Source organism: Streptomyces sp. NPDC088794 (genome assembly GCF_044750545.1).
Taxonomy (GTDB): Bacteria; Actinomycetota; Actinomycetes; order Streptomycetales; family Streptomycetaceae; genus Streptomyces.
Genome location: NZ_JBIVKB010000022.1, coordinates 107,923 through 124,940 on the forward strand (window position 1 = coordinate 107,923; position 17,018 = coordinate 124,940).

Genomic DNA, 17,018 nt, shown 5'->3' on the forward strand with positions numbered 1-17,018 from the left:
TTTCTACGGCCGGTGCTTGCTGAAGTGGGTCACCGGTCGCTCCAGACGCTCGCCGTCCACGGTGATGTCGAGGACCTCGTTGTAGAAGGCGAGCAGCCCTTGGATCGCGCCCACCGCGGGCAGCGGAGCGGCGTAACTCCACACCAGGTTGGGCGGGACGTCCCCTTCGCCGGCCCAGGACCAGTACGCGGCGGTGCCCTTGTAGGGGCAGCCGGTGTGGTGGTCGGTGGGGGTGAACAGTTCGAGGCGGACGTCCTCGCGCGGGATGTAGTAGCGGGTCGGCAGACCGGTCTCGAAGAGGAGCACCGGGCGGTGCGTGTCCGCGACGACCGTGCCGTCGATCTCGACCTGGACGTGCCGGCTGCTCGGGATGGCGTCCACCCGCTTGTGCGGGTCGCGCGGGTGGATGAAGATCTCCTCTTCCTCCTCGTACCAGTGGTCGAGGCCCTTGCCGGTACGCCGGAACCACTCGAAGGCGATGTGGTCGGCGAGGTCGGCGGCGGGGAACGTCCAGGCGGCGTTCTCCAGCAGCTCGCCGTCGACCTCGAGGTCGTAGAAGATCTGCGAGCCGGTGTGCGTGCCGGTCGGCGGGTTCTTCGCGGGGCGGAGCAGGTCCTCGCGCACCTCCGCGCGAGGGAAGGCGTACAGCGGCACGGGGACACCCGGCTCCCAGACGAGGACGGGATGGCGGCTGTCGACGACGGTCACCTTGTCCTTTCGGCCGCGTACCCAGCGATCACTGGGTTCCCACAGGAGGCCTTCCGGAGTGCTGTGGAGAGACTCGGCGGTGGTGAGTGCGGTCATGTCCGTTCTCCTTCTCCCTCGGGTTCTCTCCAGTCGATGATGACAGGCATGACTCTGTCGACGGCGTTCACGAAACTGTTCGGTGTACGGCACCCGATCGCCTCGGCGCCCATGGGCGGGTCGGCCGGCGGAGCGTTGGCCGCCGCCGTCTCGCGCGGTGGCGGGTTGGGCTTGGTCGGCGCAGGCGGTGGTGAACGGGATTGGCTGGCACGGGAGTTGCCGGTCGTGGCCGGGGGTGGGCAGCCGTGGGGGGTCGGGTTCCTGTGCTGGGCGGCCGATGCCGGTGCGGTGGAACAGGCCCTGGAGTACGGCCCCGACGCCGTGGTGTTCTCCTTCGGTGATCCGGGCCCCTTCGTCGGGAGTGTCCGGGCCGCCGGTGCGGCGCTGATCGTGCAGGTCACCGATCTGGAGGAGGCCCGCCGGGCGCTCGATCTGGGGGCCGACGTCATCGTGGCGCAGGGCACGGAGAGCGGTGGGCACGGGGCGCGGCACGGGCGGGCGACGCTGCCGTTCGTGCCGGTGGTGGTGGATCTGGCGGGAGAGGTGCCGGTGCTGGCTGCCGGAGGGATCGCCGACGGCCGTGGCGTGGCCGCCGCCCTCGTGCTGGGGGCCGCGGGCGCGCTCATCGGCACCAGGTTCCAGGCCACGGCCGAGGCCCTGGTCGAGCCCGCGAGCGCCCGGGCGATCGTGGCGGGGCGCGGGGAGGACACGGAACGCAACCGTGTGCTCGACATCGCCAGGTCATCACCCTGGCCGGATCGGTACACGGCTCGTACGCTCGGCCATCCCTACCTCGACCGCTGGCGGGGCAGGGAGGCGGAACTCGCCGCCGACCCCCGAGCCCGCGACGCCTATCAGGCCGGCGTCGCCCGGGGCGAGCTGCCGCCACTGCCGGTGTGGGCCGGCGAGGCCGTGGACCTCGTCAACGACCTGCCGCCCGCGGCGGAACTCGTCGCCACGCTTGCCGCCCAGGCCGAGGACGCCTTCGCCCGAGCGGGAAGGCCTTCGACGGGAGCCGCCTGATCGGGAGACCCCGGCCGGCGACGCATCCACGGCCCGGTGAGCCCGGCGATGCCGAGATGCGGGCGCCGTGAGGGGGACGTCACGATCGGGGCGCCATGATTCACGGCCGGATCGCAAGGAGTCATTCCCGCACCCCGGCCCTATTCTGAGGAGACATGGAGGAGGCCGCGGGCAACGACGGGTTCGGTGAAGTGCCGGAGTCGGACGGGTCGTTCGGGCCGCTCGTGGTCGCTGGGCAGCCGATGTTCCTGCGGGCCGCGCAGGTCGAACTGCCCGAGGAGAACCCGGATCCGACCGTGCTGCCCTCGATCACGCTGCTGGAGCGCGCGGCGTCTCTCGGCGTCGACGCGGATGAACTGCCCGTTTCTCCCCGTCAGTTGCTCGCGGGCCAGTACCGGCTGATCCGCCCGCTCGGCTACGGCGGGATGGGTGAGGTCTACCTCGCGCTCGACACGAAGGTCGACGACCGCGAGGTTGCCATCAAGATCCTCCACCCCGAACAGGCGGCCTTCGCGGCCGGTGCGCTGGCCCGCGAGCGGCGGGCCCTGGTCGACCTCAGCCACGACGACATCATCCGTGTCTTCAACTACGGTCATCACCCCGAGGTCGGCGACTTCCTCGTCCTGCAGTACGTGGACGGGCTGACGCTGGAGGAGGTCCGGGCGCGGGCGCGGCTGAACCCGGACGAGTTCGGCGGGCGCCGCTTCCACGAGTTCGTTCTGGCGTACGGTGTGCGGATCCTGTCCGCGCTCGGACATCTGCACGCCGACCGGCCCGGCCGCGTCTACGGCGATCTGAAGCCGGGCAACGTCATGCACGACGGCACCGCGACGAAGATCATCGACGTGGGGAGCGTACGGGCGACGGGGGCGCCGGGGATGACGACGTACGGGTTCCGCGCGCCGACCGTCGGTACGGACGGTGGATCCACCGGCCAGGACGACCTGTTCAGCCTGGGCGAGACGCTGCGGCGCCTGACCGGCCTCGGCACGTCACCCCAGGACCTGGCCGCCCTCGCCGACCTGGCCTCGCTGGCTCCGGGTACGGCCGAGGCGGCACAGGACGCCGACGCGGGTCGCGTCCCCACCGCCCCGGGCCCCACCACCCCCGCCCCCCGAGGCCTCGGCCTCGTCTCGCTCGCCCGGGTGTTGCACCGCGCGACCCGGGCCGAGCGGGCCGAGCGGTTTGCCGACGCCCGCGAGATGGCTGAACAACTGCGGGGTGTCTTCAGGGAGTTGAGGTCGCTTAGAACCGGGACGGAGACCTTCGAGCCGTCCCCGCTGTTCCTCCAGACGCCGTACGCCCTCGACGGCGCCCTCGGCTCCGCGCCGCCCCTCTCCCGCTGGGCCGCGCCCCGGGCGCCGTCGTTGTACGCACCACCGACGCCAGCGCAGGCGGCCCAGCGGCTGCCCGTCCCGCGGCCCGACCGCGACGACGACCACCACGCGGAGCTGAGCAGGCTGGGTGAGGCCGACCCGGAGGCGCTGTTGCAGCACACCGCGGTCTGGAGCGACTCCACGGAGGTCCATCTCCTGCGCTGTCGGCTGCGGTTGCGGACGGTCGCCGACGGGCCGGAGGCCGCCGAGCGCGAGCTGCGTGCCGCCGAGGCGTCGGTCGGGACGGAACGGTCACCGTACGACTGGAGGTTGGACTGGCACCGGGGGCTCGTCGCGCTCGCCCGGGACCAGGTCGCCGACGCCAGGCGTGACTTCGACCGGGTGTACGCGGCGATACCCGGCGAGTACGCGCCCAAGCTGGCGCTCGGCTACTGCGCCGAGCGTTTGGGGCGATGGTCCGAGGCACTCACGTTCTACGAGGCCGTGCGGCTGCGCAATCCGTCCCTGGGCGGTGCCGCCTTCGGTGCCGCACGCGCCCGCCTCGCCCTCGGAGGCGAACGGGCGGAGGAGGAGGCCGTACGCGTACTGGACGCCGTCCCGAGGCACTCCCGCCACCGCACCGCGGCCCGTACCGCAGCCGTGCGGATCGGGGTCGAGCACGCACGGACGGTCGAGCGCGCCGAGGACGTACCGCTGCTGCTGCGCGGGGTGCTGGAACGTCTCGTCCTGCTGTTCCACGCGCACGGGCTGACCGACGAGGAGGCCCGGGTGCGGATGACCACCGAGGTGTGGGAGAGCGTGCGGGACGTGCTCGCGCGGGGAGTCCTCGACGCCGCCGGGCTCGCCGCTCTCTCGGCATCCGCCGACCCGCGGCTCGGCCTCCCCACCGACGGACCCGCTGTGCGCAAGGACCTCTCCCGGCTCTACGTCACCCTCGCCCACCAGGCCGCCCGCTCCGCCGCCCCCGCGGACGCGGCCGTCGCCGAGACCCTGCTGGACCGTGCCTACGAAGTCCGCCCGCTCGCCTTCCGACACCACAGGGACAGCCCATGGCTCGGGAAGAGAGCCGCCGACCGGCTCCGGACCCTCACCTCCGTGACGTCGCGCGCAGTGCCGCCCGACTCGTTCAGGCAGCGGCCGCCGTAGCGGCGGTGATCGGCGAACTCGCCCGCCGCGCCTGCCGTTACGCCTGGCCGGCGGCCACCGGTCGGCGCAACCGCGCGTATCTGCACGACCGGTTGGTGGCGTTGCCGCTGCTCGCCGTGGTGGGCTTCGGCGCGTTCGGATGGGCGTACGCGGGGGTGCGCGACGACTCCGCCGACGTACGGGAGCGGGTGGTGCCTGCCCTGGTCGACCTCGCGGACGCCAGGAACTCGCTGCTGGTCGCGCAGGGCGAAGCGGAGCGAAGCCTGTCCGAGGGGCGGGCGGCGGAGCTCGGCGGCCTCAGCGAGCGGTACCGGACGCGGGTGGCGCGGGCGACGCAGAGCCTGAACCAGGTCACCCGCAGCGGGGCGTTGACGGTCGCCGAGGAACAGGAACTGCGGGTGGTCTCCGCGCTCGTCGTGGACTACACGGGCTGGGTGGGCCGGGCGCAGGGCGACGCGACCGACCCGGTGCTGCGCACCGCCGAGCTGACCTACGCGCGCAGCATGCTCTGCTCGGCGTTCGTCGCCCCGGCGGAGGCCGACGACGCCCACCCACCGTGCCCGGCGGCGACCGGCTCCAGCGCCACCTCGATCGTCGACCGGGTGTCTGGCCTGGAACACCGGCTGCGGGAGCGGCTCGCGCACCGGGCCGCGTGGGGCGCGGGCGTGCTCGCCGCCGCGGTCGTCGCGGGGACCGCCTTCGTCCTGCTCGCCGCCGGACTGTGGCGGACGGTCTCCTTCCTGCGCCGTCGCTTTCGGATCCGGCTCAGCCTCCCGCTGGTGGCCGCCGCCGTACCGCTGCTCGCCGTACCGCTCCTGACGGCGGACGCGCTGCTCGCCCAGCACGCGCAGGACGCGGCCGTGCCGCTGGCCGACGCGCTCGCCGAGCGGACCTCGCCGCGGATCGAGGTGATCGCGGAGGAGCGGCCCTTCGACGGTCCGGAACCGCGGTCCATCGAGGTTCTGCGGGCCCGGATCGACGGCGGTCTGGCCGACGGGCGACTCGCCGTCCTGGACGGGGCCGCCCCCTTCGTTCTCCCGACCGGTCTGGTCGCCGCCGCGCTGATCGCCGGCGCCCTGCACGGCTACCGCCGCGAGTACGTCGTCGTCACCCGCCCGGGAGCCGTCTCATGACCTGTCTCATGACCCAGTCCGTGCGCCTCCTCCTCCGCCGCCCGCTGCGCGTTCTCCTCGCGGGCTGTCTGCTCGCCCTCGTCCCCGGCTGCACGCCGGACCCCCGCGACCCGCTGGTCGTCCTCGGCCCGTGGACCGGCAAGGAGGGCGAGGCCTTCGAGGCCGCCCTCGCGAAACTCGACGACGGGACCGGACAGCGGTACACCTACGAAGGCACCCGCTCGCTCCGTGAGACGCTCGTCTCGCAGCTGGAGGCCGGTGATCCGCCGGACGTGGCGATCCTCAACAGCATCGGCGAACTCACCGAGTACGCACGCCGCGACAGGCTGAAGCCCCTCGCCGAGGAGAGCGCCGAACGCGCCTACGCCCCGTGGTCGCCGACCCTCCTGGTGGACAGCAGACGCCGCACGTACTGGGTGCCGTTGAAGGTCGACCTGAAGAGCCTGGTGTGGAGCAAGAAGGGCGCGTCGAGTGCCGACCCCACCTGGTGCGTGGGGATGGCCTCGCAGGCCACCTCCGGCTGGCCCGGCACCGACTGGGTCGAGGACATCCTGCTGCACCAGGCGGGCCCCGACGTCTACACCCGGTGGGCCACCGGCCGGCTCGACTGGCGCGCCCCGGCCGTCGAACGGGCCTGGACCACCTGGGCACGCCTGCTCGGCAAGCGCTCCCCGGCCTCCGTCGAGCACTCCCTGACCACGTCGTTCGAGGGCGCGTCCGGCCCCGGCGGGCAGCCGCGCGGCCTGCTCGACTCACCCGGCTTCGACTGCACGCACGAGCACCAGAGCGCCTTCATCCGGTACGTGTACGCCGGCAAGGACGTGCGCGTGGAGCCGTCCGCCCGCTATCTGGACGGGCGGTCCGAGGAACAGGACACGTTCGAGGTCTCGGGCGACATGGCAGCCGTCTTCAGCGACGACGAGGCGGCGCAGGTACTGGTCGAACGGCTCTCCAGCCCGGCCGGCCGGGAGATCTGGCGGGCGCAGGCCGACCCGGCGGTCCGGCCGTTGTTCCCGGACCCGGCCGGGCTGCCGCCGACGACGCCCACGGACCCCAACGAGCAGGAGATCGACTCCCTGCTGACCTCCGGCGCCCGCACCCTGTGCTTCGACGCCTCCGACGTGATGCCACCCGAACTGCGCGACGCCTTCCACCGGGCCGTGCTGGAGTTCTTCCGGGACCCTTCCCGAGGTCATCTCGCCTCACTGCTGGGGGAGTTGGAGACCGTACGGAGCGAGGTGAACGGCGAGTCGGACGGCGACCGCACGTTCCGCCCGCCGGAGGACATCTGCGCGAGTCCCGGGGGGTGAGGGCGGAACACGACGACCGCCGTATCGGGCCGCTAACTTGATCCGCATGGCAAGCCAGATCATCACTCTCGTCGGCGTCCTGCTGGGCGCTCTCACCTCGTACTTCGCCACGAGCGTGGCGGAGCGGGCCAAGTTCCGGCAGACGATGGCCACACGGTGGGACGAGCGCAAACTCGACACCTACATCGACTACATCTCCTGTGTGAAGGAGGCGGCCCGAGCGGCCCGGCAGGCGGTCGAGGCGCACGGACGGGACGAGGACCGCGCCGCACCGCTGGCGGCGATGGAGGCCGCGGAGGCGCGACGCTCCGTCCTGTTCGAGGGACTGATGCTGCTGGGGGACGACGCGGCTTCGCGGGCCGCGATGACGGTCAACCAGCGCCTGTGGGCGGTCATTTGGTTCGCGCGGGATCCGGCCGGCAGCGCGCCCGCCAACTCTCCGGCAAGTGGCGCGCCCACCGACTACAAGGAGTTGAGCGCGTCGCTCGTCGAGGCCCTCAACTCCCTGCACAAGGCGGCCCGTACGGACCTGGCGATAGGAACTCCCTAGAAGGCAGGGGCCCTTCTGCCCTCACCCCGTCCCGCCAGATCCAGCGCGATGTCCGTGATCATGTCCTCCTGGCCGCCGACCATCCCACGTCGGCCCACCTCCACCAGTACCGAGCGGGTGTCGAGGCCGTAGCGGGCCGCGGCCGTCTCCGCGTGCCGCAGGAAGCTGGAGTACACGCCGGCGTAGCCGAGGGTGAGGGTCTCGCGGTCCACCCGTACGTCGCGGTCCTGCAACGGTCGTACGACGTCGTCGGCCGCGTCCATGAGCGGGAACAGGTCGCAGCCGTGGTCCCAGCCCATCAGGTCCGCGACCGCGACGAACGCCTCCAGGGGGCAGTTGCCGGCCCCGGCGCCCTGCCCTGCGAGGGACGCGTCGACGCGGGTGGCGCCCTCCTCGACGGCGACGACCGAGTTGGCCACGCCGAGGGCGAGGTTGTGATGGGCGTGGATGCCGGTCTCCGTCGCCGGGTCCAACGCGTCGCGGTAGGCGCGGAACCGGTCGCGCACGCCGTCCATGGTGAGCCGGCCGCCGGAGTCGGTGACGTAGACGCAGTGCGCGCCGTAGGACTCCATCAGCTTGGCCTGGCGGGCCAGTTCGGCGGGTTCCGCCATGTGGGACATCATCAGGAAACCGGCGACGTCCATGCCCAACTCCCGCGCGGCGGAGATGTGTTGGGCCGAGATGTCGGCCTCGGTGCAGTGGGTGGCGATCCGTACCGAGCGGATGCCGAGCGAGTGGGCCTGCTTGAGGTCGTGCACCGTGCCGATGCCCGGCAGGAGCAGGGTGGTCGGCACGGCCTGGTGCGTGGCGCCGACCACTGCCTCGATCCACTCCCAGTCGGTGTGCGCGCCCACCCCGTAGGTGACGCTGGACCCGGACAGGCCGTCCCCGTGGGCGATCTCGATCGCGCCGACGCCGGCCGCGTCCAGGGCGGTGGCGATGGTGCGGGCCTGCTCGACGGTGTAGCGGTGGCGGACGGCGTGCATGCCGTCCCGCAGGGTCACGTCCTGCACGTACAGCCTGGTCACTTGGCCGCCTCCGGGGTGTGGTGCGTCGCCACGCGCTCCGCGGTACGCAGCGCCGCGGACGTCATGATGTCGAGATTGCCGGCGTAGGACGGCAGGTAGTGGGCGGCTCCCTCCACCTCCAGGAAGACCGAGACCCGGGCCGCCGGGCCGCGGGTGGCGGCGGGCAGCAGTCCGCGCAGCGGATCGTCGTCGGCGACCCGGTCGAACTGCACCTTCTGCTTCAGCCGGTAGCCCGGCACGTACGCCTGCACCCGGCCGACCATCTCCTCCACCGACGCGGTCACCGCGGCCTCGTCGCACTCGCCGACCAGGCAGTACACGGTGTCCCGCATGATCAGCGGCGGCTCGGCGGGGTTGAGCACGATGATCGCCTTGCCGCGGGCCGCGCCGCCCACCTTCTCGATGGCCGACGCGGTCGTCTCGGTGAACTCGTCGATGTTGGCGCGCGTTCCGGGCCCCGCCGAGCGGGAGGAGATGGAGGCCACGATCTCGCCGTAGTGGACCGGCGTGACCGCGCGCACGGCGGCGACGATCGGGATCGTGGCCTGGCCGCCGCAGGTGACCATGTTGACGTTCGTGGCGTCCAGGTGCTCGTCCAGGTTGACGGACGGCACGACGTACGGGCCGATCGCGGCCGGCGTCAGGTCCACCACCCGGCGTCCGAGGTCCCGCAGCACCCGGTCGTTGTGGTGGTGGGCGCCCGCCGAGGTGGCGTCGAAGACGATCCCGATCTCGTCGAACTCGTCCAGCCGCACCAGGCCGTCGACGCCCTCGTGCGTGGTCGCGACCCCGAAGCGGCGGGCCCGGGCCAGGCCGTCGGAGTCCGGGTCGATGCCCACCATGGCGCCCATCTCCAGGACGTCCGAGGTACGCAGGACCTTGATCATGAGATCGGTGCCGATGTTGCCGGAGCCGATGACGGCGACCTTGGTGCGGGCCGAAGTACCTTCGTTCGTACGGGACGTGGGGAGGGCGTCGGTCATCGCCGGTCTCCTTCGGTGGACGCTTCCGTCGGCTCTTCCGGCGACTCTTCGTCCGCAGCGAACGTCACCCGCACCGACCCCAACCCGGAGATCCGCGCCTCGAAGACGTCACCCGGGTCGACGGCCACCATCGGACCGAGCGCCCCGGTGAGCACGATGTCGCCGGCCCGCAGCGGATCGCCCGCCGCCGCGAGGGTCGACGCGAGCCAGACGGCCGCGTTGAGGGGCCCGCCGAGGCAGTCGGCACCGGTGCCCGCGGAGACCTGCTCGCCCGCGCGGCTCATCGTCATCCGTACCCCGCGCGTGTCGAGCGCGGTCAGCGGCACCGGGCTGGTGCCGAGGACGAAGAGGCCTGAGGAGGCGTTGTCGGCGACCGTGTCGACGAGGCTGATGTCCCAGTCGGCGATCCGGCTGTCGACGATCTCCAGCGCGGGCAGCGCGAAGTCGACGGCACGCAGCACGTCGGCCACCGTGATCCGGGCGTCCGGCAGATCGGTGCCCAGCACGAGCGCGACCTCCGCCTCGACCTTCGGCTGGAGCAGCCGCCCGGCGGGCACCGTGCCCCCGTCGGGGACGGCCATGTCGGCCAGCAGCGCGCCGAAGTCCGGCTGGTCCACGCCGAGTTGGCGTTGGACGGCGGGGGAGGTGAGACCGATCTTGCGGCCGACGACGCGGGTGCCCCGCTGCTCCAGGGACCGCGCCACGTTGAGGCGCTGCACGTCGTAGGCGGCCGTGATGTCGCCGTCGGGCAGCAGGGACCGTACCGGCGGACAGGGGACTCCGGTACGGGCCGCCTCGGCCAGGGCGTCGGCGGCCTTGACCACCGCGGCGGACGGCCGGTCGGCACTGGGGGGTGTCGGCATGCGACCACTCCAAGGGGCGAGGGACGAGGGACGAGAAACAAAGGACGAGGGACCAGGACGTACGGCGGGCGCACGAGGGTCTGATGAGGTCCGGTATAGACGTGGCTGTGCCACACCGGCAATCATTGTTCCGTGACACGGAACACCGACCAGGGCAACATGCTCGCCAAAGCCGCGGTCATCCTGGACTGCTACCGCCCGGACGGCGGCTCGTACCGTCTGACGGAACTCGCCGAGCGCACCGGCTTCAGCAAGACCACCACGCACCGGCTGGCCGCCGACCTCGTACGGCTCGGGTTCCTGGAGCGGTCCGGCGCGGTCTACCGGCTCGGCGGCAAGCTCTTCGAGCTGGGCACGCTCGTGCCCCGCCGGCACGGACTGCGCGAGACGGCACTGCCCTTCGTGCAGGACCTCTACGAGGCCACGCACGAGACCGTCCACCTCGGTGTCCGCGACGACCACGACGTGGTCTACCTGGAGCGCGTCCACGGTCACGACCCGCTGCGCCTTCCGTCCCGGGTCGGCGGCAGACTGCCCCTGACCTGCACCGGCGTGGGCAAGGCGCTGCTCGCCTTCTCCGGCCCCGAACTCACGGAGCGGATCCTCGCCGAGCCGCTGCCGCGCCTGACCCCGCACTCGGTGACCGACCCGGTACGGCTGCGTACGGCCGTCGAACAGGCACAGGTCTCGGGCCTCGCCTACGAGGAGCAGGAGGCCGCCCTGGGCGTGTGCTGCATCGCCGCCCCGGTCTTCGACGGCGGCGGTACGGCCGTCGCCGCGCTCTCGGTCGCCGTGCCGCGGGCCCGCTTCAGCCCCGCCCAGCTCGCCCCGGCCGTACGCACGGCGGCCCTCGGGCTGTCCCGGGCGCTGCGCCAGGCGCGCTGAGCCGGGATCGCGCCCCGAGGGTCGCCTCAATCGGATATACGCGCCTCTATCGGGACAGTCGCCGGGAGCGCCATCATTCGGACATGACGACTCTCGACGACGCGAGCGCATTCGGTGCCGGATCCGCCCTGCCGGCGCTGCCGGAGGACTGGGAACGATGTCTGGCCGTGGCGGCACATCCGGACGACATCGAGTACGGGACGGCGTCCGCCGTCGCACGGTGGACCGCCCAGGGGAAACAGGTCACCTACCTGCTCGCCACCCGCGGCGAGGCGGGCATCGACGGACTGCACCCGGACCAGGCAGGACCGCTGCGGGAGGCCGAGGAACGGGCCGGGGCGCGCGAGGTCGGCGTGGAGACGGTGGAGTTCCTCGACCACACCGACGGGATCATCGAGTACGGCCCCGCACTGCGCCGTGACATCGTGCGCGCGATCCGCCGCCACCGGCCGGAGGTCGTGGTGTCAGGGGCGTTCGACGTCCGCATGATCGGCGGAATGACCAACCAGGCCGACCACCGCGTGGTCGGCCTCGCCGCGCTGGACGCGACCCGGGACGCGGGCAACCGCTGGATCTTCCCGGAACTCGCCGAGGAGGGCCTGGAACCCTGGGGCGGAGTCCGCCTCGTCTGCTTCGCCGGCACCGGCCGGCCCAGCCACGGCGTGGACATCACCGGTGAGCCGCTGGAGCGCGGGATCGCCTCGCTGGCGGCCCACGCCGAGTACACCAAGGGGCTCGGCGCGCACGGCTTCGAGCCCAGGCCCTTCCTGACCTGGGCGGCCGGGATGGCGGGTCCGGCGCTCGGTGTGGCGGCGGCGGTCCTCTTCGACGTGCACCAACTCGCCTTCGAAGGACCGCCGCCCTGGGAGCAGTGACGCGGAGGGGTGCGAGGGAGCGACCTGCGGGGTCCGGCCGTCAGCCCTGCGTCTCGCCGATGTTGACCATCCACGGGATGCCGAACTTGTCGGTACACATACCGAACACGTCACCCCACATCTGCTTGTCCAGCGGCACGATCACCGTGCCGTCGGCCGACAGCTTCTCCCACCAGCCGCGCAGGTCCTTCTCGTCGTCGCCGCTCAGGCTCACCGAGAAGTTGCCGCCCGGGGTGTACTGCATCTCGGGCGGGGTGTCCGCGCCCATGAGGGTGAAGCCGCTCGGCGTCTCCAGCATGCCGTGCATGATCTTGTCGGCGTGGGACGCATCGGGCCGGCCGAACTCCCCGAAGGTGTTGAGCGCGAGGGTGCCGCCGAACACCTCCTGGTAGAACTCCAGCGCCTGCCGGGCATCCCCGTCGAAGCTGATGTAGGGGTTGAGTCGTGACGCCATGAGAGCCTCCTGTGCAGGGGCAGAGGTCAGATGTCCGCACAGTAACGCGGGGCACTGACAACGGCCCGCCGGCCGGTACCGCGAGCCTTGTGGCACGCCCGTCGACGCTGCTCCAGCGCTGGTCGAAAACTGCCTCTGTGATTGGCATGGACCTGGCTGAATGACACCGCTAAGCTCTGCCGCGCACGCTTGAGAGCGCTCTCACGCACCCGCTGTTCCACCCCCACCTTGTTGGAACGACGAAGGGCAACTCCCTTGAGACGCAAGCGACTCCTGCACGCCGGCCTGGCCGCGCTGCTGATGCTCGGCACCTGGACCGCCGCCGGCACCCTCCCCGCGGCCGCGGACGACTCCGCCGCCACCCCCACCACCCGACCCGCCTCGGCCGGACTGCTGTCCGCCATGCAACGGGACTTCGGTCTGACCGAGTCCCAGGCAAAGGCCCGACTCAAGGCCGAGGCGACCGCCACGGACATCGCCCCGAAGGCCCGCAAGGCGGCAGGAGCGGCATACGGCGGCTCCTGGTTCGACGCGAAGACCAACCGGCTCACCGTCGCCGTCACCGCGAACGCCTCCGCCGCCACCCGCCAGGCCGTCCGTGCCACCGGCGCCACGATCCGTACCGTCCGGCACAGCGCGCGAGAACTCGACGCGGCCAAGGCGCGCATCGACCGGCTGAACGCCCCGGCCGGCGTGAGCAGTTGGCACGTCGATCCGACCGCCGGCGCGGTCGTCGTCGAGGTCGTCCGGACCGACCGTGCTGACAACGATGTCCAGAGCTTCCTGTCCCAGGCCCGCCGAGCGGGTCCGGTCACCGTCGAGACGGTCGCCTCGGCGCCGGGCACCTTCGCGGCCGGCACGGTCGGCGGCGACCCGTACTACACGGGCAACGTCCGCTGCTCTATAGGCTTTTCGGTGTACGGCGGCTTCGTCACCGCCGGGCACTGCGGCCAGCCCTCGGCCGCCGTCTACGGCTGGGACCGCTCCTACGTCGGCACCTTCCAGGGTTCCTCGTTCCCGGACAACGACTACGCCTGGGTCAGTGTGGGCAGCGGCTGGTGGACGGTTCCCGTGGTCCTGGGCTGGGGCACTGTCTCCGACCAACTGGTGCGCGGTTCGGCCGTGGCGCCCGTCGGCTCCTCCATCTGCCGCTCGGGCTCGACCACTCACTGGCACTGCGGCAACGTCCTGGCCCTGAACGAGACCGTCAACTACAGCCAGGGCGCGGTGCGTCAGCTCACCAAGACCAGCGTCTGCGCCGAACCGGGCGACTCCGGCGGGTCGTTCATCAGCGGCGACCAGGCTCAGGGCGTCACCTCCGGCGGCTGGGGCAACTGCAGCAGCGGCGGCGAGACCTGGTTCCAGCCCGTCAACGAGATCCTCAACCGGTACGGCCTGACCCTGCACACCGCCTGACCCCGCACACGCCCTGACCGCACTCCTGGCTCAGGGGGCCTTCGCCGGCCGGTGACGGCGAAGGCCCCGGTGCGGTTCGGGTGTGGGGTCGATCATTTCGCGAACACGGTCGCGAGGGCGGAACGGACCAGCTCGTGGACGACGGGTACCCCGTACGTCACCGCCCCCGCGACCGCGATCGTGCCCAGACAGCGCACGGGCCATCGACCGCCCACCACTTGAGGGAGACGACCCAGCAGGCCGTGCACGGGCACTGCCTCCCGTATCGAGATCACCGAGGCGAGCAGGGCCACGGTCACGAGCGTCCCCCAACCCACCACGGACTCGAACCCGACCTTTTCGAGACCCATCACCGGCTCGTCACGTACCGAGATCGTGGAGCCGACCTTGACGTTTGCCAGGATGGCCGCGTCCGGGTCCAGCAACCGGCCGCCGGGGGAGCGGAGTTCGCCGCCGCACTCCGTGGACGCCTTCGGCTCGTGCGTCGCCCAGCACGACTCCACGTGCAGACGACCGGGGGTACCGATCAGTCCGACCGCTCCGAGGAGACTCCACCCAGCGAACACGCCCACGGACAGGAGGGCGAAGAGGCATGCCGCAGCTGTCGCGGCACGGGTGACCGCCCTGAGCCGTCGCCACGGGCGGGATGCCGCGGCTTCTTGTGCCGCCTTCCGCTGCGCTTCCTCCCGCTGCTCTGCCCTCGACGCCCACATCTGTTGGTTCCTGGCCCTGCGCCTGGATGCCTTCGACGACATCGTGCCTCCCCCTCCGTCGATTCAGGGCGTCGGGATGCCCGCCGGCCGGGCCGGGCGTCCCAGCCGCACCGGAACGCCGGGGGAGTACAGCACGCTGACCGGAGGCTCGGTCGGGTCGGGGAGGCCTGCGGCCGTGACGAGATCCTGCTCGCAGGTGAGGAGTTCCGCGCGGTACAGGGGCCAGCGCGGGTGGTCGTTCGGGAGGAACGCCAAGGGGTCGGGGCCGCCGAAGAAGGCGTTGTGCATGCCCCAGCGGGCGGTGAGGAAGTGCTCCAACTCCGTTGGTTCCCCGATGGGTTCACCCGTCCGTACGGTGATGCGGCTGTGCGCGCCGCGTGGGCCCGGCCAGCGCCGGGAGCTGCGGTAGGCGACGGTGTCGCCGTCCGCGCGGACGGTCATCCGCGACCACAGGTACGGCAGCCGGAAGCCGAGGCGGCCCATCACCACCGGGATCAGCCGGGAGGCGTCCATCGAGCGGAACACGACACCCCGCCGCCCGTGCGCGTCCACCGAGTAGAGCCGCACATTGGTCTCCGGGAAGGTCCCGAGGTACGGCACCCCGGGCAGCCGCAGCCAGCCCACCCGGTCCATCCGGAAGGCGACGAGCCCGACGAAGGTCATCCCGTCGTGCGTGTCCGGGACGGTACCGGGCGGCAACAGCGGTGCCACGACGTCCGGTTGGACGGCCCAGTGGATGAACGTGAGGTCGAGCCACTGCTGGGTGAGGAGCGGGGCGCGTATGAGGGTGGGCGCGTCGGGCGTGACGGGGGCGGGGTTCGGCACGAGGGTCAGGATGGCAGAGGGAGGAGTCGGGTCATAGCGTGGTGGGTGCCCCGGAAGGGTCCGTGACGGTCGAGGTGATGGTGACGCGATGTGCTGGAGTGCGACGGCCGATCTCTGGGCGGGTACCGCCATCGCCTCCGTCGGCGCGGTCTGCGTGGCGCGGACCCGTCGTCGCGGGGACGTGCCCCTCGCCGCCCTGCCCCTGCTGCTCGGCGCCCACCAGCTGGTCGAGGCGCAGGTCTGGCACAACGGAGGGGGCACGGGACCGGCCACCGTCGCCTGGGCCGTCATCGCCCTGCCGCTGCTCGCGGTGTTCGTCCCCGTCGCCGTGCTCTGCGCCGCGCCCGCGCGCGCCAGGCCCCGGCTGATGGCTCCGCTGGTGGCCGGTGTCCTGACCGCCGCCGTGCTGGCCTACAGCCTGGCCACCCGTTCCGTGCGCGCCGACATCCGCGGCCACACCGTCGGCTACGCCATCGGCCTTGACCACGGGCGCCTGCTCATCGCGGGCTACCTGCTCGCCACCGTCGGCGCGCTGCTGCTCGCCGGTGACCGCTGGCTGGTGGGGTTCGGTGTGCTGGCCGGCGTGGGGGCGGTGATCTGCTCGGCGCTGTGGCGGACGGAGTTCGTCTCGACCTGGTGCGCGCTCGCGGCGGTGTGCTCCCTGGTGCTCCTTGGCTGGGCCGGACGCCGCCCGGCCCGTCACCCGGCCGGTGTCGGAATCTGATCCCCGACCGGTCGCCCGACCGTCACCTGTGCGCATGATGGGCTCGAAACGAGTTCCTATGACCGGAGGAACAGATGGACATCGGGATCGGCCTTCCGAATACGGTTCCCGGCACCGAACCACAGACTCTGCTCGACTGGGCCCGGCAGGCGGAGGAGGCGGGCTTCAGCACGCTCGGCACCATCGGCCGGCTGGTGTACCAGGGCTACGAGGAGCTGATCGCCCTCACCGCGGCCGCCGCCGTCACCAGCAGGATCCGGCTGACGACCAGCGTGCTGCTCGCGCCGCTGTACGAGAACGCCGCGCTGCTGGCGAAGCAGGCCGCGTCACTCGAACGCATCTCCGGCGGGCGCTTCGTCCTGGGCGTGGGGCTCGGCGGGCGCGACGACGACTTCGCCGCGAGCGGGCTGTCCACCAAGGGCCGCGGGAAGCGCTTCGAGGAACAGATCGACGACATGAAGCGCATCTGGGCGGGCGAGGAGCGCGGATTCGCCGGCGGGATCGGCCCGGCGACCGTGCGTGAGGGCGGCCCCGAGCTGATCCTCGGCGGCTCTACCGACGTGAGTTTCCGACGGGTGGCCAAGCTGGCCGACGGCTGGATCATGGGCGGCGGCACGCCGGACATGTTCGCGCAGGCCGCGGTCGGTGTGGACACCGCCTGGCAGGAGGCCGGACGTTCCGGCAAGCCCCGCAAGCTGTCCCTGGCCTACTTCGGGCTCGGCCCGAACGCCCGCGCCCAGGCGGACGGATACCTGCTGGACTACTACGGCTTCCTCGGTGACGTCGCCGCACAGGTCGCCGGGAGCGCGGCGGTGAGCCCTGAGATGGTCAAGTCGTACGTCGCCGCGTTCGAGGCGGCCGGCTGCGACGAGCTCATCTTCGTCCCGACCGGTTCGGGGCTGGAGCAGATCGAGCTGCTCGCGGAGGCTATCGCCTGACGCTCGGGGCT

The 17,018-nt window shown here is 72.1% G+C and carries 17 protein-coding genes; 10 read left to right on the forward strand and 7 right to left on the reverse strand.

All coding sequences use genetic code 11. From position 1 onward, the window contains the following. Positions 1-3: 3 nt before the first annotated feature. Positions 4-804 carry a DUF427 domain-containing protein gene (locus ACIP6U_RS43215; protein WP_401728459.1) on the reverse strand — a complete coding sequence of 267 codons (801 nt, stop codon included), beginning with the start codon at positions 802-804 and terminating at the stop codon, positions 4-6. Positions 805-852: 48 nt separating this feature from the next. Between ACIP6U_RS43215 and ACIP6U_RS43220 the strand changes: the two genes are divergently transcribed. From ACIP6U_RS43220 to ACIP6U_RS43240, 5 genes are all read left to right on the forward strand, one after another. Further along, positions 853-1,827: an NAD(P)H-dependent flavin oxidoreductase gene (locus ACIP6U_RS43220; RefSeq protein WP_401728460.1), complete on the forward strand. Its 975-nt coding sequence runs from the start codon at positions 853-855 to the stop codon at positions 1,825-1,827. Between the two features lie 155 nt (positions 1,828-1,982). Continuing rightward, on the forward strand, positions 1,983-4,310 hold the full coding sequence (locus ACIP6U_RS43225) for a tetratricopeptide repeat protein (RefSeq protein ID WP_401728461.1): 2,328 nt from the start codon (positions 1,983-1,985) through the stop codon (positions 4,308-4,310). A gap of 5 nt (positions 4,311-4,315) precedes the next feature. Further along, complete coding sequence (locus tag ACIP6U_RS43230) at positions 4,316-5,443, forward strand: hypothetical protein (RefSeq protein WP_401728462.1); 1,128 nt, start codon at positions 4,316-4,318, stop codon at positions 5,441-5,443. Beyond that, positions 5,440-6,753, forward strand: coding sequence for an alpha-glucoside ABC transporter substrate-binding protein (locus ACIP6U_RS43235; RefSeq protein ID WP_401728463.1), 1,314 nt, complete (start codon positions 5,440-5,442; stop codon positions 6,751-6,753). The genes ACIP6U_RS43230 and ACIP6U_RS43235 overlap by 4 nt, the downstream gene beginning before the upstream one ends. A gap of 46 nt (positions 6,754-6,799) precedes the next feature. Then, on the forward strand, positions 6,800-7,303 hold the full coding sequence (locus ACIP6U_RS43240; RefSeq protein ID WP_401728464.1) for a hypothetical protein: 504 nt from the start codon (positions 6,800-6,802) through the stop codon (positions 7,301-7,303). Here ACIP6U_RS43240 and dmpG read toward each other — a convergent pair. The 3 genes from dmpG to ACIP6U_RS43255 are packed head-to-tail and all read right to left on the reverse strand — an operon-like array spanning position 7,300 to position 10,177. Beyond that, the gene (dmpG, locus tag ACIP6U_RS43245) at positions 7,300-8,331 is read right to left on the reverse strand and encodes a 4-hydroxy-2-oxovalerate aldolase (RefSeq protein ID WP_401728466.1); all 1,032 of its coding nucleotides are present in this window, start codon (positions 8,329-8,331) and stop codon (positions 7,300-7,302) included. The genes ACIP6U_RS43240 and dmpG overlap by 4 nt on opposite strands. Then, positions 8,328-9,314 (reverse strand): acetaldehyde dehydrogenase (acetylating), encoded by a 987-nt coding sequence (locus ACIP6U_RS43250; RefSeq protein ID WP_401728467.1) that lies wholly within the window; start codon positions 9,312-9,314, stop codon positions 8,328-8,330. Before ACIP6U_RS43250 ends, dmpG begins: the two co-directional genes overlap by 4 nt. Continuing rightward, positions 9,311-10,177, reverse strand: a complete 867-nt coding sequence (locus tag ACIP6U_RS43255) for a 2-keto-4-pentenoate hydratase (protein WP_401728468.1) — start codon at positions 10,175-10,177, stop codon at positions 9,311-9,313. Before ACIP6U_RS43255 ends, ACIP6U_RS43250 begins: the two co-directional genes overlap by 4 nt. A gap of 159 nt (positions 10,178-10,336) precedes the next feature. Between ACIP6U_RS43255 and ACIP6U_RS43260 the strand changes: the two genes are divergently transcribed. Further along, positions 10,337-11,062, forward strand: a complete 726-nt coding sequence (locus ACIP6U_RS43260; protein ID WP_401728555.1) for an IclR family transcriptional regulator — start codon at positions 10,337-10,339, stop codon at positions 11,060-11,062. Positions 11,063-11,145: 83 nt separating this feature from the next. Continuing rightward, positions 11,146-11,937, forward strand: coding sequence for a PIG-L deacetylase family protein (locus tag ACIP6U_RS43265; protein WP_401728470.1), 792 nt, complete (start codon positions 11,146-11,148; stop codon positions 11,935-11,937). Between the two features lie 40 nt (positions 11,938-11,977). On the opposite strand, the gene ACIP6U_RS43270 is transcribed toward ACIP6U_RS43265, so the two are convergent. Further along, positions 11,978-12,391 (reverse strand): VOC family protein, encoded by a 414-nt coding sequence (locus tag ACIP6U_RS43270; RefSeq protein WP_401728471.1) that lies wholly within the window; start codon positions 12,389-12,391, stop codon positions 11,978-11,980. Between the two features lie 255 nt (positions 12,392-12,646). Between ACIP6U_RS43270 and ACIP6U_RS43275 the strand changes: the two genes are divergently transcribed. Then, entirely contained in the window at positions 12,647-13,807 is a 1,161-nt protein-coding gene (locus ACIP6U_RS43275) for a S1 family peptidase (protein WP_401728472.1), read from the forward strand. Between the two features lie 92 nt (positions 13,808-13,899). Here the strand turns inward: ACIP6U_RS43275 and ACIP6U_RS43280 are convergent, their stop codons facing one another. After that, a complete protein-coding gene (locus tag ACIP6U_RS43280) occupies positions 13,900-14,379 on the reverse strand; it encodes a hypothetical protein (RefSeq protein ID WP_401728473.1) in 480 nt (159 codons plus the stop codon). Positions 14,380-14,583: 204 nt separating this feature from the next. Continuing rightward, positions 14,584-15,345 carry a YqjF family protein gene (locus ACIP6U_RS43285; protein ID WP_401728475.1) on the reverse strand — a complete coding sequence of 254 codons (762 nt, stop codon included), beginning with the start codon at positions 15,343-15,345 and terminating at the stop codon, positions 14,584-14,586. 88 nt (positions 15,346-15,433) lie between these two features. Here ACIP6U_RS43285 and ACIP6U_RS43290 point away from each other — a divergent pair, with 88 nt between their 5' ends. Together ACIP6U_RS43290 and ACIP6U_RS43295 are read left to right on the forward strand one after the other, a co-directional pair. After that, the gene (locus ACIP6U_RS43290) at positions 15,434-16,069 is read left to right on the forward strand and encodes a DUF6629 family protein (RefSeq protein ID WP_401728476.1); all 636 of its coding nucleotides are present in this window, start codon (positions 15,434-15,436) and stop codon (positions 16,067-16,069) included. A 74-nt stretch (positions 16,070-16,143) separates the two neighbouring features. Next, the gene (locus ACIP6U_RS43295; RefSeq protein WP_401728477.1) at positions 16,144-17,007 is read left to right on the forward strand and encodes an LLM class flavin-dependent oxidoreductase; all 864 of its coding nucleotides are present in this window, start codon (positions 16,144-16,146) and stop codon (positions 17,005-17,007) included. The last annotated feature ends 11 nt before the right edge of the window (positions 17,008-17,018 follow it).